The sequence below is a fragment of the Pararhizobium sp. PWRC1-1 genome (genome assembly GCF_049897905.1).
Taxonomy (GTDB): Bacteria; Pseudomonadota; Alphaproteobacteria; order Rhizobiales; family Rhizobiaceae; genus Pararhizobium.
In genome coordinates, this window is the sequence record NZ_JAFCXE010000012.1 from 12,527 (window position 1) to 38,786 (window position 26,260).

Below are 26,260 nucleotides of genomic sequence, written 5' to 3' on the forward strand. Positions count from 1 at the left end.
CGGAAAGCAGATGGCGGCATCATTGTCATTATGATATCGAATGCAAGAAATAACGATTATCACATTTCAGGATGACCAATGCTTGATCTGGTGCAGCTTCGCAGTTTCCTCGCGGTCGAACAGATGGCGAGCTTCACCCTGGCGGCCGAGCGGCTGGGGCTCGGGCAATCGACGGTCAGTCAGCATATCCGCCGGCTGGAAGCCGATCTCGGCCGCAAACTGGTCGAGCGCGATACACATCATGTGTCGCTGACGGCAGATGGCGAGGCACTGCTGGGGCCGGCTAGAGCCATGCTGTCGCTGGATGGCCAAGTGAAATCGCTGTTTGCCGAGCGCAGCCTGCATGGGCGGCTGCATCTCGGCGTGTCCGAAGATTTTGTCATGAGCCGTCTTCCGGCGGTGCTGGAGGATTTTACCCGGGCACATGCCTCGGTCGATCTGGAGCTGACGGTGGCCTTGAGCGGGACGCTCTATCAGATGCAGGACGAGGGCGCGCTGGATCTGGTGTTGGCCAAGCGCCGGATCGGCGATGCGCGCGGCCAGCTGGTCTATCGCGAGCCGCTGGTCTGGCTGGCGCGCGATCCGGAGCGGGTGATGCGCAGCGATGTGCTGCCGCTGATCGCCTTCCCTCCGCCGAGCATTACCCGCAGCGTCGCACTCGAAGCACTGGAGCGGGCGGGCGTGCCCTGGCGTATCGTCTGTACCTGCGGCAGTCTCAGCGGACTGACCGCTGCGGCGCGTGCCGGAATGGGCGTTCTGGTGCAGCCGCGCAGCATGGCGCCGGCGGGATTGCGGGAGATCACCTCCGACAAGCTGCCGCGGCTTGAGGATGTCGAGTTTGTGCTGGTGGCGCGGCGCGGCGCGGACAGGGCGCTGGTAAAAGCCCTGTCCGGTGAGATCCTGTCCACGGTTGGTGGCCTGCAGGCCGCTTCAGGGGCAGGCAAGGTGGTCTGATCAGAGGGCTTTCAGGAACTGGTCGACATCCTCAGGCGTCGTCGCAAAGCTGGTGACCAGGCGGTAGAGGCCTTCGTTCTCAGCGACCGAGTCCGACAAAGTGTTCGGCACCGGCCAATCGTAGAAGACGGCGCCATCAGCCTGAAGCTTGACTGCTGTCTCCTTCTTCAGGACGACGAAGAGCTCGTTGGAGCCGGTCGGCCAGGCAAGATGGGCGCTGTTCGACCTCTCGATACCCGTAGCAAGCCGGTCCGCCATGCTGTTGGCGTGGCGGGCAAGGTCGAGCCAGAGGCCGCCTTCGAGATAGGCATCGAACTGCGCGGCGATGAAGCGGGACTTTGAAAACAGCTGGGCGGAGCGCTTGCGCAGATAGCCCATTTCCTCGGCCTTGGGCGTATCGAACAGGATCAGCGCCTCGGCGCACCAGCAGCCGTTCTTGGTGCCGCCAAAGGAGAGCAGGTCGATGCCGCGTTTCCAGGTCATTTCGGCTGGCGTCGTATCGAGCGTCACCAGCGCATTGGCGAAACGGGCGCCGTCCATGTGTAAAGGCAGCTTGGACGACTTGGCGATGGCGGCGATCGCATCGATTTCGTCCAGGCTGTAGACGGTGCCGGCTTCGGTCGCCTGGGTCATGGTGATCGCCATCGGCTGGCCGCCGTGGACGCCGCCGCCGCGGGTCCGCTGTATTTCCTTCTCCAGCCGGGCCGGATCCATCTTACCCATTGGTCCATCGACCGGGGCAAGCTTGGCGCCATGCGAGAAAAATTCCGGCGCGCCGCATTCGTCCGCATTCACATGCGCTTCGCGATGGCAGAGCACGTGACCGCCCGGACGGTTGGTGCTGGCCAGCGCCAGCGAGTTGGCAGCGGTTCCGGTGGCGACGAAAAAGACGGCGACCTCACGTTCGAACACCTCTGAAAGCGCCTTCTCGACCTTCTTATCGAGATCGCTGGTGCCATAGGCAGGCGCAAAGCCGCCGGCGGCCTTGACGAGGCTTTCGGCAATCACGGGATGGGCGCCCGCCCAGTTGTCGGATGAGAAAATCATGATGCGATCCTGCTGTTTCGGGGAAATGTCCCCGAATTGAATGGTCAGGAGAGACCATACGGATGCGGTCGCGGCAATCAATCCAGACAAGGCGAGATAGGACAATATCAGACCAGTTTGAAACCAAATTGAAGAAAACGAGGGGTTGGCGAAAGAAAATTACAAAAAGGCGAAATTAACCGCAATGTTCGGTAAAATAGGATCGAATATTTTGCATTAGTGGTCTTGCAGAGGAGGGTGCTTTCTGGCATAGAGCCTATGAAATAGGACAGTATGACTGTCCTATTTCGGTCTCAAGACCGGAAGGACGCCGGAAAGCCCGCCTGATGCGGCTTCTGGCTGACGATTGTAGACCGCGCCGGACGCTTTCTTGTCCGGGCAGGTGGGACAATCGCGATGGTCGCGAGCACTCTGTGCCGGATGCAGTCAATGCTTCATTTGCGACCGGATCAGGATCATGCAACGATAATGCCGGTGCCGGCTTCAGCGGGACTCTTGCCCGCAAAAGCCTGCCTGGACTGCGGAAATATCCGGTCTTAGCCGGGTTAACAGGAGGGAAGACGATGACGGACCTTACGCCATCCACCGTAACTGGTTTCAACACTGCGCGCCCAACGGCGACGGTTGAAAAAAATACCGCATTTCCGGGCCTGCCGAAAAAACAGGGACTTTATGATCCGCGCAACGAGCACGATGCCTGCGGCGTCGGCTTTGTCGCGCATATGAAGGGCCAGAAGTCCCACCAGATCGTCAAGGACGGCCTGTTCATTCTGGAAAACCTGACGCATCGCGGCGCTGTCGGCGCCGATCCGCTGATGGGCGATGGCGCAGGCATTCTGGTGCAGATCCCCGACCGTTTCTTCCGTGAGGAAATGGCGCTGCAGGGTGTCATCCTGCCGAAGGCTGGAGAATATGCCGTCGGCTACCTGTTCATGCCGCAGGACGAGGCGCAGATCGCCCATTTCAAGCAGGTGATCACCGATGTCGTGACTGAGGAAGGTCAGACGCTGCTCGGTTTTCGTGAAGTGCCGGTCGATAACGCGTCGCTGTCCAAGGCCGAACACATTGCCGCGACCGAGCCGCACCACGTGCAGGTCTTCATCGGCGCCGGCCGCGATGCGGCCACCAACGCCGAATTCGAACGCCGCCTGTTCACGCTGCGCAAGGTGATTTCCAACCGCATCTACGACGCTTTCGAAGGCGCCGAGACCGGTTTCTATCCGGTATCGCTGTCGACCAAGACCATTGTCTACAAGGGCATGTTCCTGGCCTATCAGGTTGCTGCCTATTTCAAGGATCTGGCCGATCCGCGCTTCGAATCGGCTGTCGCGCTGGTGCACCAGCGCTTCTCGACCAACACCTTCCCGTCGTGGAAGCTGGCGCATCCTTACCGCATGGTCGCCCATAACGGCGAAATCAACACGCTGCGCGCCAACGTCAACTGGATGGCTGCGCGCCAAGCATCGGTGTCTTCGCCGCTGTTTGGTGGCGACATTTCCAAGCTCTGGCCGATTTCCTATGAGGGCCAGTCGGATACCGCCTGTTTCGACAACGCACTCGAATTCCTCGTGCAGGGCGGCTATCCGCTGTCGCATGCCGTCATGATGCTGATCCCGGAAGCCTGGGCCGGCAACCAGCTGATGGCGCCCGAGCGCAAGGCATTCTACGAATATCACGCCGCCCTGATGGAGCCGTGGGATGGCCCTGCCGCCGTCTGCTTTACCGATGGCAAGCAGATCGGCGCAACGCTCGACCGCAACGGCCTGCGCCCGGCGCGTTACCTCGTCACCGACGATGATCGCGTCATCCTCGCGTCCGAGGCCGGCACTCTGCCGGTGAAGGAAGAGAGCATCATCAAGAAGTGGCGCCTGCAGCCGGGCAAGATGCTGCTCATCGATATGGAAGAGGGCCGGATCATCTCCGATGAGGAGCTGAAGTCGACCCTTGCCAACCAGCATCCCTACCGCCAGTGGCTGGACAACACCCAGCTCATTCTCGAGGATTTGAAGCCGGTTGAGCCCCGGGCGCTGCGCCGTGATGTGTCGCTGCTCGATCGCCAGCAGGCGTTCGGCTATACCCAGGAAGACACCAAGATCCTGATGTCGCCGATGGCGACGACCGGACAGGAAGCCATCGGCTCGATGGGCACCGATACGCCGATCTCGGCAATGTCGGACAAGACCAAGCTGCTCTACACCTATTTCAAGCAGAACTTCGCGCAGGTCACCAACCCGCCGATCGACCCGATCCGCGAAGAACTGGTAATGAGCCTCGTCTCGTTCATCGGCCCGCGCCCGAACCTGCTCGACCATGCCGGCATGGCGCACGCCAAGCGCATGGAAGTGCGCCAGCCGATCCTGACCAATGGCGATCTCGAAAAGATCCGCTCGATCGGTCACACGGAAGACCGTTTCGACACCAAGACGCTCGACTTCACCTATGATGTGACGCGCGGTGCCGAAGGCATGCCGGAAATTCTCGACCGGCTGTGCGAGCGGGCCGAGGCCGCCGTCAAGGGCGGTTACAACATCATCGTGCTTTCCGACCGCCAGATCGGCCCGGACCGCATGGCGATCCCGGCACTGCTGGCAACAGCGGCTGTGCACCATCACCTGATCCGCAAGGGGCTTCGCACCTCCGTCGGCTTGGTCGTTGAAACCGGCGAGCCGCGCGAAGTGCATCATTTCTGCCTGCTGGCAGGCTATGGCGCCGAGGCGATCAACCCCTATCTTGCCTTCGATACGCTGACCGACATGCACAAGCGCGGCGAATTCCCGAAGGAAGTCGATGGCAGCGAAGTCGTCTACCGCTACATCAAGGCGGTCGGCAAAGGCATCCTCAAGGTCATGTCCAAGATGGGCATCTCGACCTACCAGTCCTATTGCGGCGGCCAGATCTTCGATGCGATCGGTTTGAACTCGGAGCTGATCGACCGGTACTTCTTCGGTACGGCAACGCAGATCGAAGGCATCGGCCTTGACGAGATCGCCAGGGAAACCTTCAATCGCCATCAGGCGGCCTTCGGTGCCGATCCGCTTTTGAAGAACACGCTCGATATTGGCGGCGAGTATGCCTACCGCATGCGCGGCGAAGGCCATGCCTGGTCGCCGGACGCGGTTGCCTCGCTGCAGCATGCCGTGCGCGGCAATGCCGAGGATCGCTACCGCGAATTTGCCGAGATGGTAAATGGCGCAGCGTTGCGGATGAACACCATTCGCGGCCTGTTTTCGATCAAGGGCGCCGAAGCCATCGGCCGCAAGCCGATCTCGATCGATGAGGTCGAGCCGGCCGCCGATATCGTCAAGCGGTTCTCGACCGGGGCCATGTCGTTCGGGTCGATCTCGCGGGAAGCCCATACGACGCTGGCAATCGCGATGAACAGCATCGGCGGCAAATCCAACACCGGCGAAGGTGGCGAGGAAGCCGACCGCTACTTCCCGCTCTATGACGGCTCGCCGAACCCCGAGCGTTCCGCCATCAAGCAGGTGGCATCCGGGCGCTTCGGTGTTACGACCGAGTATCTGGTCAATGCCGATATGCTGCAGATCAAGGTGGCGCAGGGAGCAAAGCCCGGTGAAGGCGGCCAGCTGCCCGGCCACAAGGTGGATGCGACCGTTGCCAAGACCCGCCATTCGACACCGGGTGTCGGCCTGATCTCGCCGCCACCGCACCATGACATCTATTCGATCGAGGATCTGGCGCAGCTGATCTACGATCTGAAGAACGTCAATCCGGAAGCGGATATCTCCGTCAAGCTGGTCTCCGAAGTCGGTGTCGGCACGGTTGCGGCCGGTGTTGCCAAGGCCCGCGCCGATCATATCACCGTGTCCGGCTATGACGGCGGCACCGGTGCGTCGCCGCTGACATCGCTGAAGCATGCCGGATCGCCATGGGAAATCGGCCTTGCCGAAACCCATCAGACGCTGGTGCTGAACGGCCTTCGTTCGCGCATCGCGCTGCAGGTCGATGGTGGCCTGAAGACTGGCCGCGACGTCATCATCGGCGCGCTTTTGGGCGCTGACGAGTTCGGCTTCTCGACGGCGCCGCTGATTGCCGCCGGCTGCATCATGATGCGCAAATGCCATCTCAACACCTGTCCGGTGGGCGTGGCAACGCAGGACCCGGTCCTGCGCAAGCGCTTCAAGGGTGCGCCCGAGCATGTGGTCAACTACTTCTTCTTCGTCGCAGAGGAAGTGCGCGAAATCCTGGCGTCGCTGGGCTTTGCCAGGTTCGACGAGGTCATCGGCCTTTCGGAATTGCTCGAAAAGGATGCGATGATCTCGCACTGGAAGGCCAATGGCCTCGACTTCTCCCGCATCTTCCACAAGGTCGATGCGCCGAAGGAAAAGACCTATTGGACCGAGAGGCAGAACCATCCGATCCACGACATTCTCGACCGCAAGCTGATTGCGGCGGCGATGCCGGCGCTGGAATCGAAGACGCCTGTGACGATCGAGGTCGATATCAAGAACGTCGATCGTTCGGCTGGTGCGATGCTCTCCGGTGAAGTCGCCAAGCGCTACCGTCACAAGGGGCTGAAGGACGACACGATCACGGTGAAGCTCACCGGTACCGCCGGACAGTCGTTCGGCGCGTTTCTGGCGAAGGGCATCACGTTTGAACTGATCGGCGACGGCAATGACTATGTCGGCAAGGGTCTGTCGGGTGGCCGCATCGTCGTGCGCCCGCCGGAAAACTCCAGGATTGTCGCGGCCAAGTCGATCATCGTCGGCAATACGGTACTTTACGGTGCGATCTCCGGCGAATGCTATTTCAACGGTGTCGCCGGTGAACGCTTCGCCGTGCGCAACTCCGGCGCTATCGCGGTCGTCGAGGGCGTCGGCGATCATGGCTGCGAATACATGACAGGCGGTGTGGTCGTGGTGCTCGGTGAAACCGGCCGCAACTTTGCAGCCGGCATGTCGGGTGGTGTCGCCTATGTGCTGGATGAAAGCGACGATTTCCCGAAACGTTGCAACATGGCGATGGTCGAACTCGAGCCGGTTCCGGAAGAGGACGACATGCTGGAGAAGCTGCATCATCACGGCGGCGACCTCATGCACAAGGGCATGGTCGATGTCGCCGGGGACATGACGCGCCATGACGACGAGCGGCTCTACCAGCTGATCTCCAATCATTTGCACTACACGGGCTCGCCGCGCGCCAAGGAAATCCTCGACCATTGGGTCGAGTTCCGTCCGAAGTTCCGCAAGGTCATGCCGATCGAATACCGGCGTGCGCTTGAGGAAATGGAGCGCATGCGGATGGGCATCGCGGCGGAGTAGTTAAAGATCGGCGCCTTGTGTTATGGGAATTCAACCTATGATGGAGGCGCCGATGTCGGCAATTACAAGACAACACAGAAGCAGGATCATCAAAGAAGGCAATCGACGCCTTGTCGCCATTCCGGATGATTTCTTCCTCGAAGGGGAGGAGATCGTCATCGTTCAAGACAGGGACGGCGTCATATCTGTTCATCCGGCGGAAGAAGCCGCGCGTGAAGCGATGTGGACAAGGTTCAATCCTTTCATCGTGTGGAAGGATGGAATGTGGCCAGCGATTATTGAGCCGGACGAATAACAACTGGTGACGGGAAAGGTTTGGAATATGCGTTTCTCCGTTGCCATTCACAGGCTGATTTCAGTTTCCATCGCAGTCGCCGTTCCGATGGCAGTCTATGTGGTGAACGGTGCAGCAGGGTGGGAATTCATCGTATTGGGCGCGGCCGTGGGTTTCGCCTACTGGTATTGGGGACCGGCATGGCCCCCGCTGTGAAATAAGGGACGGGTAGATGGGTAAGGTCACAGGCTTCATGGAAATCGACCGGCAGCTGGCGAAGTATCAGCCGGCGTCGGACCGCATTCGGCATTTCCGCGAATTCACAATCCCGATGTCGGAACCGGAAGTGCAGAAACAGGCGGCGCGCTGCATGGACTGTGGTATCCCCTATTGCCATGGCCCGACCGGCTGCCCGGTGCACAACCAGATCCCCGACTGGAACGATCTCGTTTATAACGGCAACTGGGACGAGGCGATCCGCAACCTGCATTCGACCAACAATTTTCCGGAGTTCACCGGCCGTATCTGCCCTGCACCATGCGAGGAAGCCTGCACGCTGAACCTGGAAGACGCGCCGGTCACGATCAAGACCGTCGAGCAAGCCATTGCCGACAAGGCCTATGAAATGGGCTATATCGTGCCGCAGCCGGCCGTCACCAAGACGGGCAAGAAAATCGCGATCATCGGTTCGGGTCCTGCCGGTATGGCCGCGGCTCAGCAGCTCGCCCGCGCCGGTCACGAGGTTCATGTGTTTGAGCGTGAATCCAAGCCCGGCGGCCTGCTGCGCTACGGTATCCCAGACTTCAAGATGGAGAAGAACTTCATCGACCGCCGCGTCGACCAGATGCGCGGCGAAGGCGTCACCTTCCATTGCGGCGTCAATGTCGGTGTGGATAAGAGCGTGGACAGCCTGATCGAAGAGCATGATGCCGTGCTTTATTGCGGCGGTTCGGAAACACCGCGCGATGCCGGCATTCCGGGTGTCGAATTCCACGGCGTCCATGACGCGATGCCCTATCTTGTCCAGCAGAACCGCCGCGTCGGCCGCGAAAACATCGACAGCGTCGGCTGGCCGTCGGACCCGATCCTTGCCGGTGGCAAGCACATCGTCGTCGTCGGCGGTGGCGATACCGCGTCCGACTGTGTCGGCACCGCGTTCCGCCAGGGCGCCGTCAAGGTCACCCAGCTCGACATTCGCCCGCAGCCGCCGGAAAAGGAAGACAAGCTCGCGGTCTGGCCGTTCTGGGCAACCAAGATGCGCACCTCGTCATCGCAGGCCGAAGGCGCGGTGCGCGAGTTCCAGGTGGCGACGCTCGAGTTCGTCGGCGAAGACGGCGTCCTGACCGGCGTCAAGTGCTGTCAGGTCGATGAGCGCCGCAAGCCGATCGCCGGCACGGAATTCGTTATCAAGGCCGATCTCGCCTTCATCGCCATCGGCTTCAGTGGCCCGGGTACCGACAGCGTGCTGAAGGACATGGGCGACAAGCTGGCCATCGGCAAGGACAAGCGCGGCGGCTCCTTCGTCACTGCCAATGACAAGGACTACCGGACATCGGTCGACAAGGTCTGGGCTGCCGGCGATGTGCGCCGCGGCCAGTCGCTGGTCGTCTGGGCGATCCGCGAAGGCCGCCAGGCCGCGCGGGCGATCGATGAGGCGTTGATGGGCTCGACTGTTCTGCCGCGCTAGTCAAACCCGCCATCGGTCTCGGGACAAAACCCAATTGGAAACGCCGCGTGCCGGGCTGGTGCGCGGCGTTTGCCATTCTGTTGGATCGTGCATCGCCTGCACTTGGGTTGAAATATGGCGCCGCGATCCGGCGCAACATTAACTTGCTGCAATGAAACGGTAATAAACCTTTAATTTGTAAATATTCGCAGCAGTTATAATATCCATCTCAGGCGTATTTCATGATCCATCAGTATTGGTCGCCTGTTTCGGCGCAACTCTGAAAGACAAATCTTGAAAGGAACGCTGCCGATCACCCGACGCCGCGTTCCTGTAACAGGGAACCATGACGCCGCACCCAAACGTTTGTAAGGGACCCTTTGTCATGCCCAATATTCTCCGGACTCACCGTGCCGCAGCGCTGGTCGGAGCCGCCATCCTGGTCGGCGCGGCGGCGTTGCCTTTCACCATCCATCCAACGACTGCGATGGCAGCACCCGCGCAGGCCATCGCTCCGCTTGCCGCAAACGGATCCTTCGCGGATGTGGTCTCTGCCGACAAGCCCGCGGTCGTGACCATTACCACAACGATGAAGGCAACCGACGTGAGCGACAACGGCGACAATTCGCCGATGGACGAGCAGTTCCGCCGCTTCTTCGAGCAACAGGGCATTCCGATGCCCAAGCAGGCGCCGCAACACCAGGAAGGCGAACGCGGAATGGCGCTTGGGTCCGGCTTCGTCGTCAGCAGCGACGGCATCATCGTTACCAACAACCATGTGATCGACAACGCGATCGGCATCAAGGTGACGTTGGATGACGGTACGGAACTGCCAGCCAAGCTCTTGGGCGCCGATCCGAAGTCCGACCTCGCCGTGCTCAAGATCACGGCCGGCAAGCCGCTTGCCACCATCGCCTGGGGCGATTCCGACGCATTGAAGCTGGGCGACCAGATATTGGCGATCGGAAATCCCTTCGGCATTGGCACGACGGTCACCGCCGGTATCGTTTCGGCCCGTGGCCGCGATCTGCACAGCGGCCCCTATGACGACTTCATCCAGATCGACGCGCCGATCAACCACGGCAATTCCGGTGGTCCGCTTGTCGATCACTCCGGCAACGTTGTCGGGATCAATACGGCGATCTACTCGCCAAACGGCGGTAGCGTTGGTGTCGGCTTCGCAACCCCGTCCGATCAGGCGCAGAAGATTGTCGCCAAGCTCGAAAAGAGCGGATCGATCGACCATGGTTATCTCGGCGTGCAGATCCAGCCGGTGACCGCAGATGTCGCCGACGCTGTCGGACTTGCCAAGGCAGAAGGCGCTCTGGTCGCCGCTGTCAACGCGGGTACGCCTGCAGCGCATGCGGGTCTCAAGACTGGCGATATTATCATGACCGTCGGCAGCGAGGCGGTGAAGTCGCCCCGCGATCTGTCGCGGCTGGTCGCCGATCTGTCGCCGGGGGCGAAGGAAGCCATGACCGTCTGGCGTGGTGGCAAGACAGTCGATCTCAGCGTCACCGTCGGTGGTAATGATGGCGATCAGAAGCAGGCTTCCGCCGCCAAGGACGATAGCAAGATGCAGACGGGGCCGAGTATCGGCGTCGCCCTTGCCGACCTGACACCGGATGTCCGCCAGGAACTGAACCTGCCTGACAATGTGACGGGTGCTGTCGTTGCTAAGGTCAACCCTGACAAGCCGGCTGCCGCCGCCGGTATCCAGACGGGCGATGTCATCGTCTCGGTCAACGACAAGGCCATTCTTGGTGCCAGCGACGTGAAGACGGCGATCGCCAATGCGGTGAAGTCCGGGCGCAAGTCGGTGCTGTTGCTCATCGAACGCGGTGATCAAAAGACCTTTATCGCCGTGCCGTTCGCGGCGGCCTAACACGCTTTGGCAGTTCCAATCGCAAGACAAGAACTGTTGAAGGCTCCCCGCCCTCTTTGCGGAAAGAGGGCGGGGTTCTTGCGTTTATCAGAGTGCGTCAGTTGCGGAATACCGGATTGCTGATCACCGTTTCCGGTTTCGATAGCCGGAAATCATCCACCCGCCCCGCCGGAGCTTCGGCAACTTCACCCTTTTCAACGAGACGGTCGCGCGGGCTCTTGCCGTTGCTGGTCAGTACCGCACCACCACCGAGAAGAGTGGTGCTGCCGTCCAGATTGGGATCATCAAGGCCAATCGGCTGGGTCTGGATGATATCCTCGTTGGCGGTGGGGGCGGCAACGACCAGGTCCTTCATGCCGTCAGCGCCGGGAATATCCAGAGCCGACGCGGCGGCGTCGCCCAACAGCTTGCGGATATCCTTTTCCACATAGAAGGCAAGCTTGCGCTTGCCGGCCTTGGTCAGGTTGATACCGTCCGATCCGCGCAAACGGACCTGCTGGCCGTTGATATCGGAGCCCGTCATGACGAATTTGCCGTCCTCATCGACGAAACCATCCCAGATGTCGACAAACGTGCCATCCACTTTTTCGGTTTCCGTGCGGAAGATGCCGTTCAGCGTGACCATATCGGCGGTCATCGATGTGGACTGGAAAGGCGGCATGCCGACCCAGAGAAGCGGTGTCTTGTCCTTGCGGGCAAGCGCAGCGAAGGCGCCGGCCCGGCGGGTATATTCGGCCAGCCAGCGCTCGGTGCGGAATTTTTCCTTCTCACCGCCGATCGACATCTGCTGCCGCTCGTTGGCGCCGAGGCTGATGATGATCAGCGCAGGTTTGGTTTCCGCGATATAGGCGGGCAGGTTTTCAGGCCAGTTGAAATAGTCCTCGCGCACGAGCCCGGATGAGCCATTGGCGCGGGTTTCGATGACGATGCCTGGCGTTGTCTCGAAGGCAGTCTTCAGCCCGTCGCCAAGACTGCCGGCAACGAAGTCGCCGACGACGAGGACTTTCTTGGCCGTCTCCAGCTTTTCGACGACGACGGGAGCGGGCTCGGCAGGGGCCGGTTTCGCCTTCTGCTGTGTCTTTCTGACCTTCGAACGTTGCTGCTGCTGCTGCTGTGGTTGTCTTTGCCGGGGCTCGTAGATCGGAGCGTCGTCATAGACAGGGGGTGGTTGCCTTCGCCCAAATCCGAACAGCATGTCGAGAATGGTCCGGCGCTCCTGCGCGTGCGCCTGGCGGGGCGGTTCCATGACGAGTGCAGTCAGGCTGATCGCGATGACGATCAGGCCGTTGAACAGCCGGTGAAGGCCGTTACTGCTGTCTCTGCCGCTCATGCACCTGTTCCGCACTGTTCTGGCCCGACGTCTAAAGTGTCTCTACGCAAACGCGCAACGCCTCTCTTTCGAAAGGCGTTGCATCAAGGATGCAGAAGGATTGCGCCGCAATTGAGAGCGTTCAACGCGCTCGATCGCGTCTACTTCCGCAGCGCCTTCAGCAGGTGCTGGGTCGGTTCACCGTCGGGTGAAAGGCCATTGCGGTTCTGGAAGGCCTGGATGGCGGCCTTGGAGCCGGAGCCGAAATTGCCATCGACTTCGCCGTCGTAGTAGCCGAGTTCCTTCAGGCGGGACTGCAGCTCGAACTTCTGCTTGATGTCGAGCGAACCGTCCGGGCGGCTCCAGGCCTGCTGCATGCCGCCATAGCCGGCAATCTCGTCGGCGAGAAGACCAACGCCGAGCGCATAGGAGTCCGAGGCATTGTAGCGCTTGATGACGAAGAAGTTCTTGGTCATCAGGAAACCCGGGCTGCCGGGTCCGCCGGGCATTTTCAGTTGGGCACGCGTGTCGCCGTTGCGGAAAGCCTTGCCGTTCGGCCGGGTAAAGCCGAGGGCTGCCCATTGGGCAACCGTCTTCGTCTGGTCCGCATACTGGCTACCGTTCTGCGGCGGCGATACCTCGTAGCCCCACGTCTGTCCCGATTGCCAGCCGTTCTTCTTTAACAGGTTGGCCGCGGTCGCCAAGGCGTCCGGCACCGAGTTCCAGATGTCCTTATGGCCATTGCCGTCGGCATCAATCGCATACAGCAGATAGCTCGTCGGAATGAACTGCGTGTGGCCCATGGCGCCGGCCCAGGAGCCGTTCAGCTCGCGCGGAGTGACATCGCCGTTCTGCAGAATCTTCAGAGCGGCAATCAATTGCGTCTTGGCATATTTGGATCGTTTCGGGTCGGCATAGGCAAGTGTGGCGAGCGCGCGCGGCACGTAATGCAGGCGATCGTCCTTTTCCAGGACGGCCCCGTAATTGGATTCCATCGACCAGATGGCCAGGAGTACGTTCCTGTCGATACCGAAATGCTTTTCGAGTGCTGTGAGCGTGCGGCCATGCTTGACCGCCATCTCCTGACCGACCTTGCGGGTGTAGGGATTGACGCGGCTGTCTATGTATTCCCAAATCTTGCTCTTGAACTCGGGCTGATAGGCAGCCTTCTGCAGCACGTCGGGATCGGGCGTCTTTACCCCGGCAAAGGCCTGGCGGTAGGTTGCCTTGGTAATGCCGCTCTTGGCTGCTGTGGCATAGAAGCTGTTGATCCAGGTCTCAAAACCCGCGTCAGCCGAGGCTGTTGACGGGGAAAACAGGGCTGCGGCTGTCATGAATGCGGCGGCAGCGCAGCGAAGGAGAGTGTGTCGGGTCGTTGTCATCAGCTGTCGTTTCCGTTGGTCGGCGCTTTGCTGCGATCAGGGGTGACCGGCGGTGCGCAAATTTACAGTCATAGAGCCAGCTTCATGCATGGGTTACATACATGTGGTTCCATTCTCGGGCCGTTTAGCCCAGGAGGCAACCGCCAGAACCGAAATCTTACGAAAATGAAGTCAACAAATTCTTTACCATGAATGGGTGGTTAAGTCTTCCTTTGCAAAAAAATAGCAATTTGATGTTTATTGCCTATTGATACCAAGCCTAACCGATTTAAATCACAGTGCCGTGATCCTGGAGATGTCAATGACTGACAAGCGTAGAGTTCGTAAAGCCGTTTTCCCCGTCGCCGGTCTTGGAACCCGGTTCCTGCCCGCGACAAAAGCCGTTCCGAAGGAGATGCTGACCGTCGTCGACAAGCCGGTGATCCAGTATGTGGTGGATGAGGCGCTGGATGCGGGCATCGAACACCTGATCTTCGTCACTGGCCGCAGCAAACAGGTGATCGAGGATTACTTCGACATCCAGGTAGAACTGGAACAGACCTTGCGCGAGCGCAACAAGACGGTGGAGCTGACGCTTCTCGAAAGCATTCTGCCGGTTGCCGGCAGCACAAGCTTTACCCGCCAGCAATCGCCGCTCGGGCTTGGCCACGCCGTCTGGTGTGCGCGCGAACTCGTTGGCGACGAACCTTTTGCGCTGCTCTTGCCCGACATGATCATGCAGGCCGAAAAGGGCTGCCTCAAGGGCATGGTCGAGCTTTACGAGCAGAGCGGCGGCAACGTCATCGCCGTTGAAGAATGTGCTCCCGACCAGACCCACAAATACGGTATTGTCGGCGCGGGCGAAAAGGTCGGCGACGGGTTCAAGATCACCAAGATGGTCGAAAAGCCGCCGCAGGGCACCGCGCCATCCAACTTCTTCATCAATGGCCGCTACATCCTGCAGCCGGAAATCTTCTCGATCCTTGCCACCCAGGAGCGTGGCGCCGGCAACGAGATCCAGCTGACCGACGGCATGCTGAAGCTTGCGCAGACACAGGATTTCGCCGGTTATCATTTCCGCGGCAATACCTATGATTGCGGCATGAAGGAGGGCTTCATCCTGGCAAATGTCGCGTTTGCTCTGGCGCGCAGCGATATCCGGCCGGGTGTTGAAGGTCCTCTGAGGGCCTTGCTGCAAGGCCTGAAATAAGTCAGCCGTTAGACGTCAAAAAGCCCGCTGCGGTCAAACGTAGGCGGGCTTTTTCATGTCTGGATCAGCGGCGTAGCGTCAGGCCAACACCGACGCGGGCGACATTGGTCGCTGGGCCGCTGTCGCGGGTGGTGTGCTCGTAGCTGACATCGCCGGTGAGGGAGAGATAGCGGTTAAGATCCCAGGTCAAGCCAGCACCTGTCGCCCAGACATTCTCGTCACTGGACGTGCCGCTTTGGAAATTGCGCAGCGTCAGGCTGTTTGAAAGCCGTGCTACCAGCGCGGAGCGGAGTTCGTGAGTCGCATTGGCGCTCAGCGTATAGACCATCGCACCGCTTTCGCCGGCGGTGGTCGAAGGCTCAATGCCGGTGGAGACGCCATAGGTCACATTGGTGCCGCGCTGCGGCGACCATCTGATCAGGCCGTCGACGGTGAAGCCTCTCAGTTCGTCGAGCCGGTTGTCATCAAACCGGTAGGTCTGATAGCCAAGCGCGATCTCGCCATTGAGCTTTTCTCCGAGATCGGCCTCGATGCCGGCGCGCGCACCATAGCTGTCATAGGATCTTTCGAAGCCTAACGTGTCCTTGCGCAGGTCGTAGATCGACTTCCCGGCGGACGCTTCGATGAACGGAATAAGCGCTGGCGACAGTTCATAGCCGACACGCACGGTGACGGCGCCTGCATTTCGGTTTCTATCCTTCAGCGATAGCGTGCCGCCGTTTTCCAGTTCGGCGCTGCCATAGACATAGCGGTCGAAATCGATCTTGGCCGAGCCGCGCAGGATGCCGAAATCGCGCTCGATGCCGGCACCCAGCGTATATTGATCGATGCCGGACTGGACGCTGGCATTGCTGATCGCGTTCGGGTCGGTCGAATCTTCGCGTTCGAAATGATAGCCTGCTTTCAGCGTTGCGGTTGTCTGTTCGGAGAGGTCGAGCCTGAGGGCTGCTTCGAGGTCGGCCGTCGGTTCCGTCTCGCCGGAGCCGGAGACATTGCGCTGCCATGTGCCTTCGCCAGTCACCGTCAGCTGGTGACGGGACCAGTCGGAGGTGAGCGTGCCCTTCAGGCCGGTCTCCAGGTAGCTGCGTTTTTCTTTCGAGCTGCCGGTCTTGTTGCTTTCGAAATTGTAGGTCTGGCCGAGCGTCGGTTTCAGGACGAAACTGCCAAACCGGACGCCCTGTGCATCGTTGCGGTCGATATCGAACTGCGATCTGAGGCCATCGACGGTATTTTCACGCAGGTTGGTGCGGGCCATGTCCTCATCGACCGTGGGGTCGTTGAGCAACGGTTCACCGGCATCGGTGCTGATCGAGCCGGTGGTGATCGCTGCATCCGCTGCGGTCGTGCCGGGAGGGGGCACCGCGTTGGCCGTGGCTGTGGCTAGTGTAGCAGGTGCTGTGCCGTCCGATGCGGGAAGAAGAGCCTGCGCGGAGACGCTTTGCGGCAAAAACAGCGCGCAGCTGGCCATCAGCCAAGCGGCAGTGGCTGCCGGGCGCGCGAGGGTCGTCCTCTTCGTGCGTGGATAGAATGGCGTCATCTGCCGAATGCCCGGAAATCCGTTTACCAGTGTTGAGCAACCGTAAACGGATGTGGTTAACCATTCCTTTCCGAAACGGCATTCGGCTTTATTTTCAGGCGCTTTCGACGATCAGGTGGCTGCCGCTGCTACCGGTCACCTTGACGCGCGTACCGGCGGGTAGGTCCGGTCCATTGACGGGCCAGGTCGTCGCGTCGAGCCGGATCCGGCCGCGCCCCTCGCTAATCGGCTGTTCGAGCACGGCGGTGCGGCCGATGAGGCGGGCGCCACGCTGGTTGAGCAGCGGTTCGTCGGTCGTATCGCCCGAACGGGCGAGCAGCCGGCGGCCGATGACCGCCGCTGCGACGGAGAGAACGGCAAAGAATACCAGCTGTGCCTGCCAGACCCAAAAACCGGCGTCCCAGAACAGAAGCGAGAGGGCGCCGGTGATAATGGCGGCGATGCCGATCCAGACGAGAAAGACGCCGGGCGCCACGACTTCGGCTGCCAAAAGCACCAGGCCCAGCACCCACCAGCTCCAGGGACCAAGTTCCAGGATGACGCGCTCGATCATCAATCAGCCTTCCTGCTTGGCCGTATCGAACGGATTGCGGACGGGCACGGTGCGCGGCGCCGGCTGGCGTACCGGTGCGTCTCCGCTGCCATTGCCGAAGACTTCGCGTGCAATTGCACCGATGCCGCCGAGCGAACCGATGAGCGAGGAGGCTTCCATCGGCATCAGCACGATCTTGGAATTCGGCGCGGTGCCGATCGCGGCCATGGCCTCGGTGTATTTCTGGGCGACGAAGTAGTTGATTGCCTGCACATCGCCAGCGGCAATGGCTTCGGAGACCATCTTGGTGGCCTTGGCTTCGGCCTCGGCCAGACGTTCGCGGGCTTCGGCATCGCGGAAGGCGGCTTCGCGCTGGCCTTCGGCCTGTAGGATAGCCGACTGCTTGGCACCTTCGGCGCGCAGGATCTGGGCGTTACGCGAGCCTTCGGCTTCCAATACCTGGGCGCGCTTTTCTCGCTCGGCCTTCATCTGGCGTGCCATGGCATCGACCAGATCCTTCGGCGGCTGGATATCCTTGATCTCGACGCGGGTGACCTTGATGCCCCACGGACCGACGGCTTCATCGACCACATGTAGCAGCTTGTCGTTGATGATTTCGCGGTTGGACAGGAGTTCGTCGAGATCCATCGATCCCATGACGGAACGGATGTTGGTCATCGTCAGGTTGAGGATGGCGCTCTGCAGGTCGGAGACCTGATAGGCGGCTTCGGCGGCGTTCAACACCTGGTAGAAGGCGACGGCATCGGCAGCGCAGCTGGCATTGTCGCGGGTGATGACTTCCTGCGTCGGCACGTCGAGCACCTGCTCCATGACGTTCATCCGGGCGCCGATCTTGTCGATGAACGGGATGATGATGTTGAGGCCGGGCTCAAGAGTTCTGGTATAGCGGCCGAAACGTTCCACCGTGTAGCGATACCCTTGCGGTACAGTCTTGATGCCGGCAAACAGCACAAGGATGACGAGTACCACGAAGGCGATGACGACGATGTCCAGTCCGGCCAGAGGCATCCGGTTTCTCCCTTAAAGGTTTGATTCGCGGCACTTTACGCAACCGGCATCAATAAGCCAGCGGATTTCCCCATTCACAAAGTCCGTTCCTTGGCTTAAAGAGCGCGCATTCGCTTACCGGTCGCAGCCTACCCGGTCAAAACAAGGACTAGAATATGAAAACCATCGTGATCTGCTCGGGCGGATTGGATTCCGTTTCGCTTGCCCACAAGGTGGCAGCCGAACATACGCTTGCAGCGCTTCTCTCCTTCGACTACGGCCAGCGCCACATAAAGGAGCTGGATTTTGCCACGGCCTGTGCCGTGCGGCTGAATGTGCCGCATCACATCATCGACATAAGCGCGATCGGCGCACATCTGACCGGCTCGGCGCTGACCGACGATATCGCCGTTCCCGACGGGCACTATGCTGAAGAGACCATGAAGGCGACGGTCGTGCCCAATCGTAACGCCATCATGCTGGCGATTGCCTTTGGCGTTGCAGCCGCGCAGAAGGCGGATGCGGTGGCAACTGCGGTGCATGGCGGCGATCACTTCATCTATCCCGATTGCCGCCCGGGGTTCATCGATGCGTTCCAGACCATGCAGAACCACGCGACGGAGGGGTATGCCGAAGTCATCCTCTATGCACCTTATGTAGACGGATCGAAGGCTGATATCGTCACGGACGGTGCAAAGCATGGTACGCCGTTTGCCGAGACCTGGTCCTGCTACAAGGGCGGTGTGCACCATTGCGGGCGATGCGGCACCTGCGTCGAGCGGCGCGAGGCCTTTCACCTGGCAGGCATCGCCGATCCGACGGACTACGAGGATGCCGATTTCTGGGTTTCGGCCACCGGCGGGTTTGCCGCCACGGAGGTGAAGTGATGTTTCGCATCAGCAAGGAGTTTCATTTCTCCGCCTCGCACCAGCTCACCAGCCTTCCCGCCGACCATCAATGCGCGCGGCTGCACGGGCACAATTATGTGGTCGTTGTGGAGCTCGCCGCTGACGAACTGAACGAACACGGTTTCGTGCGCGACTATCACGAACTGTCGCCGCTCAAACGCTACATCGACGAAAGCTTCGATCACTGTCACCTCAACGATGTTCTCGGACATGACCGGGTGACGGCCGAATGTCTGGCACGTCATTTCTATGACTGGTGCAAGGCACACCTGCCGGAAACAGTGTCGGTGAAAGTCAGCGAGACGCCCAAGACCTGGGCGGAATACCGGCCGTGATGACCGGATCGAGAGCCGGTACCATTCGTGTGTCGGAGATGTTCGGTCCGACAATCCAGGGCGAGGGCGTGTTGATCGGCCTGCCGACCGTTTTCGTGCGCACCGGCGGCTGTGATTACCGCTGTTCGTGGTGCGACAGCCTGCATGCGGTTGACAGCCGGTATCGCGACGACTGGACGCCGATGACGCCGGAGGCGGTGTGGGACGAGGTGAAGCGCCTTTCAGGCGGAGTGCCGGTCACTGTGTCGTTGTCGGGGGGCAATCCCGCGATCCAGCCGCTCGGCGCGCTGATCAAGCTCGGGCATCAGGACGGATACCGTTTCGCGCTGGAAACGCAGGGCTCCGTGGCGAAAGACTGGTTTGCCGATCTCGACGTGCTGGTTCTCAGCCCCAAGCCGCCGTCTAGCGGCATGGACACCGACTGGACGTTGTTCGATCGCTGTCTTGAGGCCGCTGGCGGGCGGCCGCAAACGGTGCTGAAGATCGTTGTCTTCGACGAGGTGGACTATGCCTATGTACGCGATGCGGCGGCGCGCTATCCCCATCTGCCGGTCTATCTGCAACCGGGCAACCATACGCCGCCGGGTGGCGACGAGGTGGATGCGGGCATCGATAAGGACGGCATCGCCGAACGCATGCGATGGCTGGTCGACAGGGTGACACAGGATCTCTGGTTCGGCGCCCGCGTGCTGCCTCAGTTGCATGTGCTTTTGTGGGGCAACAGGCGCGGGGTTTAGACCCAGCCCTGCAATTCCCGGCGTACCACGTGTTCCAGTACGGTCATACCACCCTCGCTGTCGTTCAGGCACGGGATATGGGCAAATTTCTCGCCGCCTGCATGATGGAAGGTTTCGGCCGCTTCCACCGCAATTTCCTCCAGCGTTTCCAGGCAATCTGAAACGAAGCCCGGATTGATCACGGCGATGCGCTTGATGCCTTCCTTGCCGAGTTTCTCGACGGTCTTGTCGGTATAGGGCTGCAGCCATTCTTCCGGGCCGAAGCGGGACTGGAAGGTGACCTGCAGCTTTTCCTTGGACCATCCGAGCTTTTCGCGCACCAGCCGCGCCGTCTTCTGACACTGACAGTAATAGGGATCGCCCTTGTCGAAATAGGACTGCGGGATGCCGTGGAAGGATGTCAGCACCACCTCCGGTTCCCAGTCGAGCGTGGCGAGGTGGCTGGTGATCGAATTGGCCAGCGCCTCGATGTAGACCGGGTCGTCGTGATAGGGCGCAACGGTGCGCAAAGCCGGCTGCCAGCGCATTTTCAAAAGCGTCTTGAACGCCTCGTCGTTGACGGTCGCCGTCGTTGCCGCCGCGTATTGCGGATAGAGCGGGAAGACGAGGATCCTTTCGCAGCCGTCTTTCTGCAGTTCGTCCATCTTCGACTTGATCGACGGCTGGCCATAGCGCATGGCCCAATCGACGCGGACATTCGGCAGATCGGCGAAGGATTTCGCCATCGTCTCCGCCTGGTTGCGGGTATAGGTGCGCAGGTAGCTCTCATCGAGCTCCTTGTTCCAGATCGTCTCATAAGCCTTGCCGACCTTGGCGGGACGTGTGTTGAGGACGATGCCGAACAGGATAGGGTACCAGAAGAACGGCGACCACTCGATCACCCGCCGGTCCATCAGGAATTCCTTGAGGTAGCGCCGCATCGACACCTTGTCGGTGCCATCGGGCGTGCCAAGGTTGACCAGCAGCACACCCACCTTGCCAAATCTGACGGGCGGATGGTTCGGGGCGGTCATCTCTGTGGCAGCGGTCATGGCATATCCTGCAGTGTACGGGGTGGTGTCTCTTATACGGCAAGGGGCGCGTGCGGTTCATGCCGTTCTTAAAAAGAAAAACCGGCCCGGGGAACCCCGGACCGGTTTTTCAACTAGAGACATATTGTCTTACTTGGCAGGAATCGTCAGTTCCTTGCCGATTTCCAGGTGCCTCGGGGCCGGGTTGCCATTGGCGCTAGCGATGGTCTTCCAGAGTTCACCATTGCCATAGACGGCCTTGGCCAAATCCCAAAGCGTGTCGCCCTTGACGATGACATGCTTGTTTTCGGCGGTTGCAGCCGGTTTGGCTTCCGGTGTCGCCGTTTCCGTTGCCGTCGTTGTGTCTGCCGGCTTGGCATCGGTGGTCACGGCCGTGTCGGTGCTTGTCTGCGTTGACGGCTCTGTCGGGGTCGCCGCGGCGATTTCGGTGATGCGGCCGTCAGTCTTCGGCTTGTAGGGATTGTTGGCCGTCAGGTAGTCGGCAAGAACCGTCTCGAGCCCTGGGCCGTAGTCATAGGCATTTTCGGCCTTGGTCTTGAAGACGCTGTAGCCGTCGCCGCCATTGCGCATGAAATTGTTGGTGACGACATTGTAGGTCTTGGCCGCATCGAGCGGCACATAAGCTTCGCCTTCCTTGACCTCGACGACTGAAAGCCGGCTGCCGATGGGGCGGGATTTATCGAAGGAGAACTTCATGCCGGCCACCTGCGGGAAGCGGCCACCGGCTTCCTCAAGCTGGCTGAGGCCGTTTTCCAGCGCGGCGCTGATGTCGGCGCCCTTGATCTGTAAGGTCGCAACCGTGTTCTGGAACGGCAGGACTGTTACTGCTTCGCCCATCGAGACATCGCCGGCGTCGATCGAGGCGCGCAGGCCGCCGCCATTGGTGATGGCGATGGTCACGCCCTGTCCCTTGACGCGGTCGAGCAGGGCGTCGGCCACCAGATCGCCCATTTCGCATTCCTTGGCGCGGCAGGATTCACGGGTGCCGTCGATTGGTGCTTCGGTCTTGCCGATGATCTTTGCCTTCAGCTCTTCGATCGGCTTTCCCATCTCCTTGACGCGGGCAAGGACTGCTTCATCCGGCTTGAATTTGGAATCGATCAGGATCGGATCGCCCTTGGCCGATTTGACGACGCCGCTATCGTCGAAATTGACGACGAGATCACCGAGATACTTGCTGTAGGAGCCGGCCTGGACGACCGGAACCTTGTAGCCGCCGGGATTGTCGACCATCGTCGGATAGGGGCCTTCAGCCTTCTCGTCGGTGTTGGACAAGAGGCTATGCGAATGGCCGCCAACGACGATATCGACATCGGGGATCTTGGCGATGACGGCGAGATCGCGCGGATAGCCGACATGGGTCAGCGCAATGATCTTGTTGACGCCCTGTTTCTTCAGGTCCTCAATGGCCGTGGAGATCGTATCGACATCGAGCCCGATCAGCACATTGTCGCCCGGCGAGGAGATTTCAGTGGTGTCATTGGTGACCGCGCCGACGATGCCGACCTTCTGGCCGCCGACATCGAGAACCAGTGATGGCTTGATGCGATCAACGAGCTTTGACTTGTAACCAGCGAGAACGTTAGAGGAGATAACCGGGAAGGTGACCTTGTCGAGGAACGGGATCAGGCCGTCTTCGCCTTCATCGAACTCGTGGTTGCCGATGGTCATGGCGTCGAACTTCATCAGGTTGAGGAATTCGGCTTCAGCCGCGCCCTTATAGGTGGTGAAGAACAGCGAGCCCTGGAAATTGTCGCCGCCGTTCAACAGAAGAACGTTCTTGCCGGTCAATTCCTGACGCTTCTGGTCGATCGCGACCTTCAGGCGGGCGACGCCGCCAAAGCACTCATTTTTGCCTTCCTCCTCGGACGAGCAGGTGGAATCGAACTTGTTGATCGATTCGATGCGCGAGTGGAAATCGTTGATATGCAGGATATTCAATTCATAATCGGCGAAGGCGGCACCGGACGAAAGCGCAAGGATCGAGGCTGTCATCAGCCCGGTTCGCAAATGTCTGATCATGGAGGTCTCCTGTTCTTAGTGTTTATTGTCAGCATAATAGACCACTGCTGTGACACTTGGGTCGGATCAGATGGTTTCATTTGGCTGCACCGACATCAAGCCCTAAATCGATCTATCCCTGCGGGGCCTTCCGGCAAGGTTAAAATCGAAGGCGGCAGCCGAAAACCGCCTTTGGCTTCCGCCGCGTTTTTCTCGGTCATGCGGAGACATCCGAGACGGTGACGGACTTTTTTAGGGTCTGTGCAGATTGGTGGCCCCTGAAAAGAGAAAACCCTTCGGACGCTAGGTCCGAAGGGTTTTGATAGCCGTGATCGCGAAAAAGCGACCTGAGTTTTGGGTCAGACCTTGCGGGACAGCGAGAACTGCGCGCCGGAATCCGTGGTGCAATTGAGCTGCGACATCGAGACCATGGCGCAATTGACCTTGGACTGGGTTTTGCGGAGTACCGAGTACATGTTGATCTCAACCAACTGAGGTGAGAGGTTTGTATAGGTGCCGGATGCGATTTCTTGGTTGGTGTCGGTTGTACGTGTGCTGAATGTTCCGCCGGTAAAGGTGGAGACAACCCCGTTCGGATCGACCCATGCGCCTTGGACGCCAACAGGCGCCATCTGGCGGTTTTGCGGCAGTTCCCGCACTTGGCCCCCGCCCTGGCAGGAGGCCAGAGCTGCGGCGGACAGAACAGTCAGGATGGCGATCGGCTTCATATGGGTCTCCCGGAGGCTGCGCGGAAAGCTGTCTTTCGATTGAAAAAACCATGCCGTGATCAGGAGTTGAAAGCAAGAGTGAGGCATCAGCACGGCAGGTATTATTCGATCCATAACGAAAAACGCCCGGAGATCGTTCCCCGGGCGTTCGATATTCAAGCGTAATCAGTCAGTTCAGCGAACGAGGATGTTCTTGAACTGCCACGGATCCTTGGTGTCGAGTTCTTCCGGGAACAGGCCCGGACGGCCGTCGAGCGGGGTCCAATCGGTGTAGTGGCCTTCAACCGGGCCGAGATACGGCGTCTGTACTTCGAGGCAACGCTTGTAGTCGATCTCGTCGGCTTCGACGATGCCGGCGGTCGGGTTTTCAAGGGCCCAGACCATTCCGGAGAGAACAGCCGAGGTCACCTGCAGGCCGGTGGCGTTCTGGTACGGTGCGATGCGGCGGGTTTCTTCCAGCGACAGGCGCGACCCGAACCAGTAGGCGTTCTTGTCGTGGCCGTAGAGCAGGACGCCCAGTTCGTCGATGCCGTCCTCAAGTTCGTCTTCGTTGAGAACGTGGTGGACCGGCTGCGCATTGCCGCCATTGCCGAACATTTCATGCAGCGACAGGACGGCGTCATTGGCCGGATGGTAAGCGTAGTGGCAGGTCGGGCGGAACGTGACGTCGCCGTCCTTGTCCTTCACCGTGAAATAATCGGCGATCGAAATCGATTCATTATGGGTGACGAGGAAGCCATATTGCGGACCCGGCGTCGGGCACCAGGTGCGGACGCGGGTGTTGGCGCCCGGCTGCTCCAGATAGATGGCTGCCTTGTTGCCCTTCTTGTGCTTCTTGGCGTTCTTCGGCATCCAGTTTTCGTGGGTGCCCCAGCCGAGTTCGGCAGGCTGCAGGCCTTCGGAAATGAAGCCTTCGACCGACCAGGTGTTCCAGAAGACGTTGAGCGGCTTGGGATGCTTGGTGCGCTGGGTGTCGCGTTCGGCGATATGGATGCCCTTGACGCCGGTCTTCTTCATCAGCTTGGCCCAGCCTTCGCGGTCATGCTGGTCGGGCTCTTCGAACTTGATGTCGAGATCGTTGGCAAGGTTCACCAGAGCCTGCTTGACGAACCACGAGACCATGCCCGGGTTGGCGCCGCAGGTGGATACGGCGGTTGCGCCGCCCGGGTTCTTGGCCTTTTCCTTGCGCAGAGTTTCGCGCAGTGCATAATTGGTGCGGTCGGCGTTCTTCATGTTCTTGTCGAAGTAGAAGCCGAGCCAAGGCTCGATAACCGTGTCGATGTAAAGCACGTCGAGCTTGCGGCAGAGCTTCATCAGGTCAACCGAACCGGTATCGACCGACAGGTTGACGCAGAAGCCTTGGCCGCCGCCTTCGGTGAGAAGCGGCTTCAGAAGGTCCTTGTAGTTGTCCTTGGTGACATATTCCTTGATGTGGCGGACGCCATGCTTGGCAAGGATTTCCATGTCGCCTGCGTCTTCGCGCGGGTCGATGACAACCATCCGGCTCTTGTCGAATTTGAAGTGGCGCTCGATCAGGGGCAAGGTGCCGCGGCCGATGGAGCCAAAGCCGATCATTACGATCGGGCCGGTGATTTCGCCGTGAACCGGGTAGGTTGTTTCTGCCATTTCGCTTAGTCTCCTGCGGACGGGTTCGTCTGGGTTTGGAACGGCATACCGTGCCTGCCCTTTGGTTGAAAGGCCCTAGAGCATAGATTTCTGTCACAATAAAGGGTGACACGGCAACTCAGCCGGTTTGTAGCACGTTGCCGATGACAGGTTTGTGGATGGCAGGAGGGCAGCTCTCAGACTGTCCCAGTTATTTCGACGGACCAATCCTTGACCGTCTCGGCCATGGTTTGCAAATGGCCGGCAGTCGAGAAGCCGGAGAGCGTCTTGCGTGGCTTCAGGTCGTGATCGCCGTCTTCAAGCCAGAGAATGCGGATGTTGCCTGACAGCGCGTAGCCTGCAACCTCCTCGCGCGTTCCAAATTCGTCGCGGGTTCCCTGGCAGATGAGCGTCGGCGTTTTCAGCTCTGCCAGATGTTGCGTGCGCAGGTTTTCGGGCTTGCTCGGGGGATGGAACGGATAGCCGAGGCACAGCAGGCCGGTGATCGCGCCCCGCGACAAAAGGTCATCGGCTACCATGCTGGCAACGCGGCTGCCCATCGACTTGCCGCCGATGATCAGTGGTCCGCTGGCACCGAGCCGGGCGACGGCCGCCATGTATTCGGGGATCAGTTTTTCTGCCTTTGGCGGCGGTTTGCGCGTGTCGGAGCTGCGGCGGGCGGCCATATAGCCGAACTCGAAGCGGGCGACGCGAAATCCTGCGGCGACAAGTGCTGCCGTGGCGGCAATCATCGAGGTGGAATCCATCGGCGCGCCGGCGCCATGGGCAAGCAGGATGGTTACGGCCGCGCCGGCCGGGCCGTCGATGAGAAAGTCCTGATCCATGA

At 60.2% G+C, this 26,260-nt stretch carries 20 protein-coding genes; 9 read left to right on the top strand and 11 right to left on the bottom strand.

Translation table 11 applies throughout. The annotated features are described in order from the left end of the window. Positions 1-78: 78 nt before the first annotated feature. Positions 79-954 (top strand): LysR substrate-binding domain-containing protein, encoded by an 876-nt coding sequence (locus ACP7E0_RS18570; RefSeq protein ID WP_426126721.1) that lies wholly within the window; start codon positions 79-81, stop codon positions 952-954. Here the strand turns inward: ACP7E0_RS18570 and ACP7E0_RS18575 are convergent, their stop codons facing one another. Beyond that, positions 955-2,001, bottom strand: a complete 1,047-nt coding sequence (locus ACP7E0_RS18575) for a threonine aldolase family protein (RefSeq protein WP_426126723.1) — start codon at positions 1,999-2,001, stop codon at positions 955-957. Between the two features lie 563 nt (positions 2,002-2,564). Between ACP7E0_RS18575 and gltB the strand changes: the two genes are divergently transcribed. From gltB to ACP7E0_RS18595, 4 genes are all read left to right on the top strand, one after another. Beyond that, positions 2,565-7,286: a glutamate synthase large subunit gene (gene gltB / locus ACP7E0_RS18580; protein WP_426126725.1), complete on the top strand. Its 4,722-nt coding sequence runs from the start codon at positions 2,565-2,567 to the stop codon at positions 7,284-7,286. A gap of 52 nt (positions 7,287-7,338) precedes the next feature. Continuing rightward, positions 7,339-7,581, top strand: coding sequence for a hypothetical protein (locus ACP7E0_RS18585; RefSeq protein ID WP_426126727.1), 243 nt, complete (start codon positions 7,339-7,341; stop codon positions 7,579-7,581). 211 nt (positions 7,582-7,792) lie between these two features. Then, a complete protein-coding gene (locus ACP7E0_RS18590) occupies positions 7,793-9,247 on the top strand; it encodes a glutamate synthase subunit beta (protein ID WP_426126729.1) in 1,455 nt (484 codons plus the stop codon). Positions 9,248-9,611: 364 nt separating this feature from the next. Next, positions 9,612-11,111, top strand: coding sequence for a DegQ family serine endoprotease (locus tag ACP7E0_RS18595; protein WP_426126731.1), 1,500 nt, complete (start codon positions 9,612-9,614; stop codon positions 11,109-11,111). A gap of 97 nt (positions 11,112-11,208) precedes the next feature. Here the strand turns inward: ACP7E0_RS18595 and ACP7E0_RS18600 are convergent, their stop codons facing one another. Both ACP7E0_RS18600 and ACP7E0_RS18605 read right to left on the bottom strand, forming a co-directional pair. Then, positions 11,209-12,357 (bottom strand): DUF459 domain-containing protein, encoded by a 1,149-nt coding sequence (locus ACP7E0_RS18600; protein ID WP_426127026.1) that lies wholly within the window; start codon positions 12,355-12,357, stop codon positions 11,209-11,211. 224 nt (positions 12,358-12,581) lie between these two features. After that, complete coding sequence (locus ACP7E0_RS18605) at positions 12,582-13,802, bottom strand: lytic murein transglycosylase (RefSeq protein WP_426126733.1); 1,221 nt, start codon at positions 13,800-13,802, stop codon at positions 12,582-12,584. Between the two features lie 301 nt (positions 13,803-14,103). Here ACP7E0_RS18605 and galU point away from each other — a divergent pair, with 301 nt between their 5' ends. Further along, complete coding sequence (galU, locus tag ACP7E0_RS18610) at positions 14,104-14,991, top strand: UTP--glucose-1-phosphate uridylyltransferase GalU (protein ID WP_426126734.1); 888 nt, start codon at positions 14,104-14,106, stop codon at positions 14,989-14,991. A 64-nt stretch (positions 14,992-15,055) separates the two neighbouring features. On the opposite strand, the gene ACP7E0_RS18615 is transcribed toward galU, so the two are convergent. The 3 genes from ACP7E0_RS18615 to ACP7E0_RS18625 form a co-directional block, all read right to left on the bottom strand. Beyond that, the gene (locus ACP7E0_RS18615; RefSeq protein ID WP_426126736.1) at positions 15,056-16,528 is read right to left on the bottom strand and encodes an outer membrane beta-barrel protein; all 1,473 of its coding nucleotides are present in this window, start codon (positions 16,526-16,528) and stop codon (positions 15,056-15,058) included. A gap of 94 nt (positions 16,529-16,622) precedes the next feature. Then, positions 16,623-17,081 (bottom strand): NfeD family protein, encoded by a 459-nt coding sequence (locus ACP7E0_RS18620; RefSeq protein ID WP_426126738.1) that lies wholly within the window; start codon positions 17,079-17,081, stop codon positions 16,623-16,625. A 3-nt stretch (positions 17,082-17,084) separates the two neighbouring features. After that, positions 17,085-18,083, bottom strand: coding sequence for an SPFH domain-containing protein (locus tag ACP7E0_RS18625; RefSeq protein WP_426127028.1), 999 nt, complete (start codon positions 18,081-18,083; stop codon positions 17,085-17,087). A 161-nt stretch (positions 18,084-18,244) separates the two neighbouring features. On the opposite strand from ACP7E0_RS18625, the gene queC reads away from it, so the two are divergent. From queC to queE, 3 genes are read left to right on the top strand one after another with little or no spacing between them, the layout of a single operon-like run. After that, entirely contained in the window at positions 18,245-18,955 is a 711-nt protein-coding gene (queC, locus tag ACP7E0_RS18630; RefSeq protein ID WP_426126740.1) for a 7-cyano-7-deazaguanine synthase QueC, read from the top strand. Beyond that, positions 18,955-19,311, top strand: a complete 357-nt coding sequence (queD, locus tag ACP7E0_RS18635; protein WP_426126742.1) for a 6-carboxytetrahydropterin synthase QueD — start codon at positions 18,955-18,957, stop codon at positions 19,309-19,311. Before queC ends, queD begins: the two co-directional genes overlap by 1 nt. Beyond that, complete coding sequence (queE, locus tag ACP7E0_RS18640) at positions 19,311-20,048, top strand: 7-carboxy-7-deazaguanine synthase QueE (RefSeq protein WP_426126744.1); 738 nt, start codon at positions 19,311-19,313, stop codon at positions 20,046-20,048. The genes queD and queE overlap by 1 nt, the downstream gene beginning before the upstream one ends. Here the strand turns inward: queE and hemH are convergent. The 5 genes from hemH to ACP7E0_RS18665 all read right to left on the bottom strand — a co-directional run bounded on the left by hemH (position 20,045) and on the right by ACP7E0_RS18665 (position 26,258). Next, positions 20,045-21,079 carry a ferrochelatase gene (hemH, locus tag ACP7E0_RS18645; protein WP_426126746.1) on the bottom strand — a complete coding sequence of 345 codons (1,035 nt, stop codon included), beginning with the start codon at positions 21,077-21,079 and terminating at the stop codon, positions 20,045-20,047. The genes queE and hemH overlap by 4 nt on opposite strands. 129 nt (positions 21,080-21,208) lie before the next feature. Continuing rightward, complete coding sequence (locus ACP7E0_RS18650; protein ID WP_426126748.1) at positions 21,209-23,101, bottom strand: 5'-nucleotidase C-terminal domain-containing protein; 1,893 nt, start codon at positions 23,099-23,101, stop codon at positions 21,209-21,211. A gap of 338 nt (positions 23,102-23,439) precedes the next feature. After that, positions 23,440-23,808 carry an outer membrane lipoprotein Omp10 gene (omp10, locus tag ACP7E0_RS18655; RefSeq protein WP_426126750.1) on the bottom strand — a complete coding sequence of 123 codons (369 nt, stop codon included), beginning with the start codon at positions 23,806-23,808 and terminating at the stop codon, positions 23,440-23,442. A 174-nt stretch (positions 23,809-23,982) separates the two neighbouring features. Then, a complete protein-coding gene (locus ACP7E0_RS18660) occupies positions 23,983-25,434 on the bottom strand; it encodes a homospermidine synthase (RefSeq protein ID WP_426126752.1) in 1,452 nt (483 codons plus the stop codon). A 176-nt stretch (positions 25,435-25,610) separates the two neighbouring features. After that, positions 25,611-26,258, bottom strand: a complete 648-nt coding sequence (locus tag ACP7E0_RS18665) for an alpha/beta family hydrolase (RefSeq protein WP_426126754.1) — start codon at positions 26,256-26,258, stop codon at positions 25,611-25,613. Positions 26,259-26,260 lie beyond the last annotated feature (2 nt).

Coding starts and splice junctions, on each gene's coding strand:
- hemH (WP_426126746.1), bottom strand. CDS start 21,079: ATGACCGCTGCCACAGAGATGACCGCCCCGAACCATCCGCCCGTCAGA.
- ACP7E0_RS18665 (WP_426126754.1), bottom strand. CDS start 26,258: ATGGATCAGGACTTTCTCATCGACGGCCCGGCCGGCGCGGCCGTAACC.
- ACP7E0_RS18605 (WP_426126733.1), bottom strand. CDS start 13,802: ATGACAACGACCCGACACACTCTCCTTCGCTGCGCTGCCGCCGCATTC.
- ACP7E0_RS18595 (WP_426126731.1), top strand. CDS start 9,612: ATGCCCAATATTCTCCGGACTCACCGTGCCGCAGCGCTGGTCGGAGCC.
- queE (WP_426126744.1), top strand. CDS start 19,311: ATGACCGGATCGAGAGCCGGTACCATTCGTGTGTCGGAGATGTTCGGT.
- ACP7E0_RS18650 (WP_426126748.1), bottom strand. CDS start 23,101: ATGATCAGACATTTGCGAACCGGGCTGATGACAGCCTCGATCCTTGCG.
- ACP7E0_RS18615 (WP_426126736.1), bottom strand. CDS start 16,528: ATGACGCCATTCTATCCACGCACGAAGAGGACGACCCTCGCGCGCCCG.
- queC (WP_426126740.1), top strand. CDS start 18,245: ATGAAAACCATCGTGATCTGCTCGGGCGGATTGGATTCCGTTTCGCTT.
- ACP7E0_RS18620 (WP_426126738.1), bottom strand. CDS start 17,081: ATGATCGAGCGCGTCATCCTGGAACTTGGTCCCTGGAGCTGGTGGGTG.
- queD (WP_426126742.1), top strand. CDS start 18,955: ATGTTTCGCATCAGCAAGGAGTTTCATTTCTCCGCCTCGCACCAGCTC.
- ACP7E0_RS18575 (WP_426126723.1), bottom strand. CDS start 2,001: ATGATTTTCTCATCCGACAACTGGGCGGGCGCCCATCCCGTGATTGCC.
- galU (WP_426126734.1), top strand. CDS start 14,104: ATGACTGACAAGCGTAGAGTTCGTAAAGCCGTTTTCCCCGTCGCCGGT.
- ACP7E0_RS18600 (WP_426127026.1), bottom strand. CDS start 12,357: ATGGAACCGCCCCGCCAGGCGCACGCGCAGGAGCGCCGGACCATTCTC.
- ACP7E0_RS18585 (WP_426126727.1), top strand. CDS start 7,339: ATGTCGGCAATTACAAGACAACACAGAAGCAGGATCATCAAAGAAGGC.
- ACP7E0_RS18570 (WP_426126721.1), top strand. CDS start 79: ATGCTTGATCTGGTGCAGCTTCGCAGTTTCCTCGCGGTCGAACAGATG.
- gltB (WP_426126725.1), top strand. CDS start 2,565: ATGACGGACCTTACGCCATCCACCGTAACTGGTTTCAACACTGCGCGC.
- omp10 (WP_426126750.1), bottom strand. CDS start 23,808: ATGAAGCCGATCGCCATCCTGACTGTTCTGTCCGCCGCAGCTCTGGCC.
- ACP7E0_RS18660 (WP_426126752.1), bottom strand. CDS start 25,434: ATGGCAGAAACAACCTACCCGGTTCACGGCGAAATCACCGGCCCGATC.
- ACP7E0_RS18590 (WP_426126729.1), top strand. CDS start 7,793: ATGGGTAAGGTCACAGGCTTCATGGAAATCGACCGGCAGCTGGCGAAG.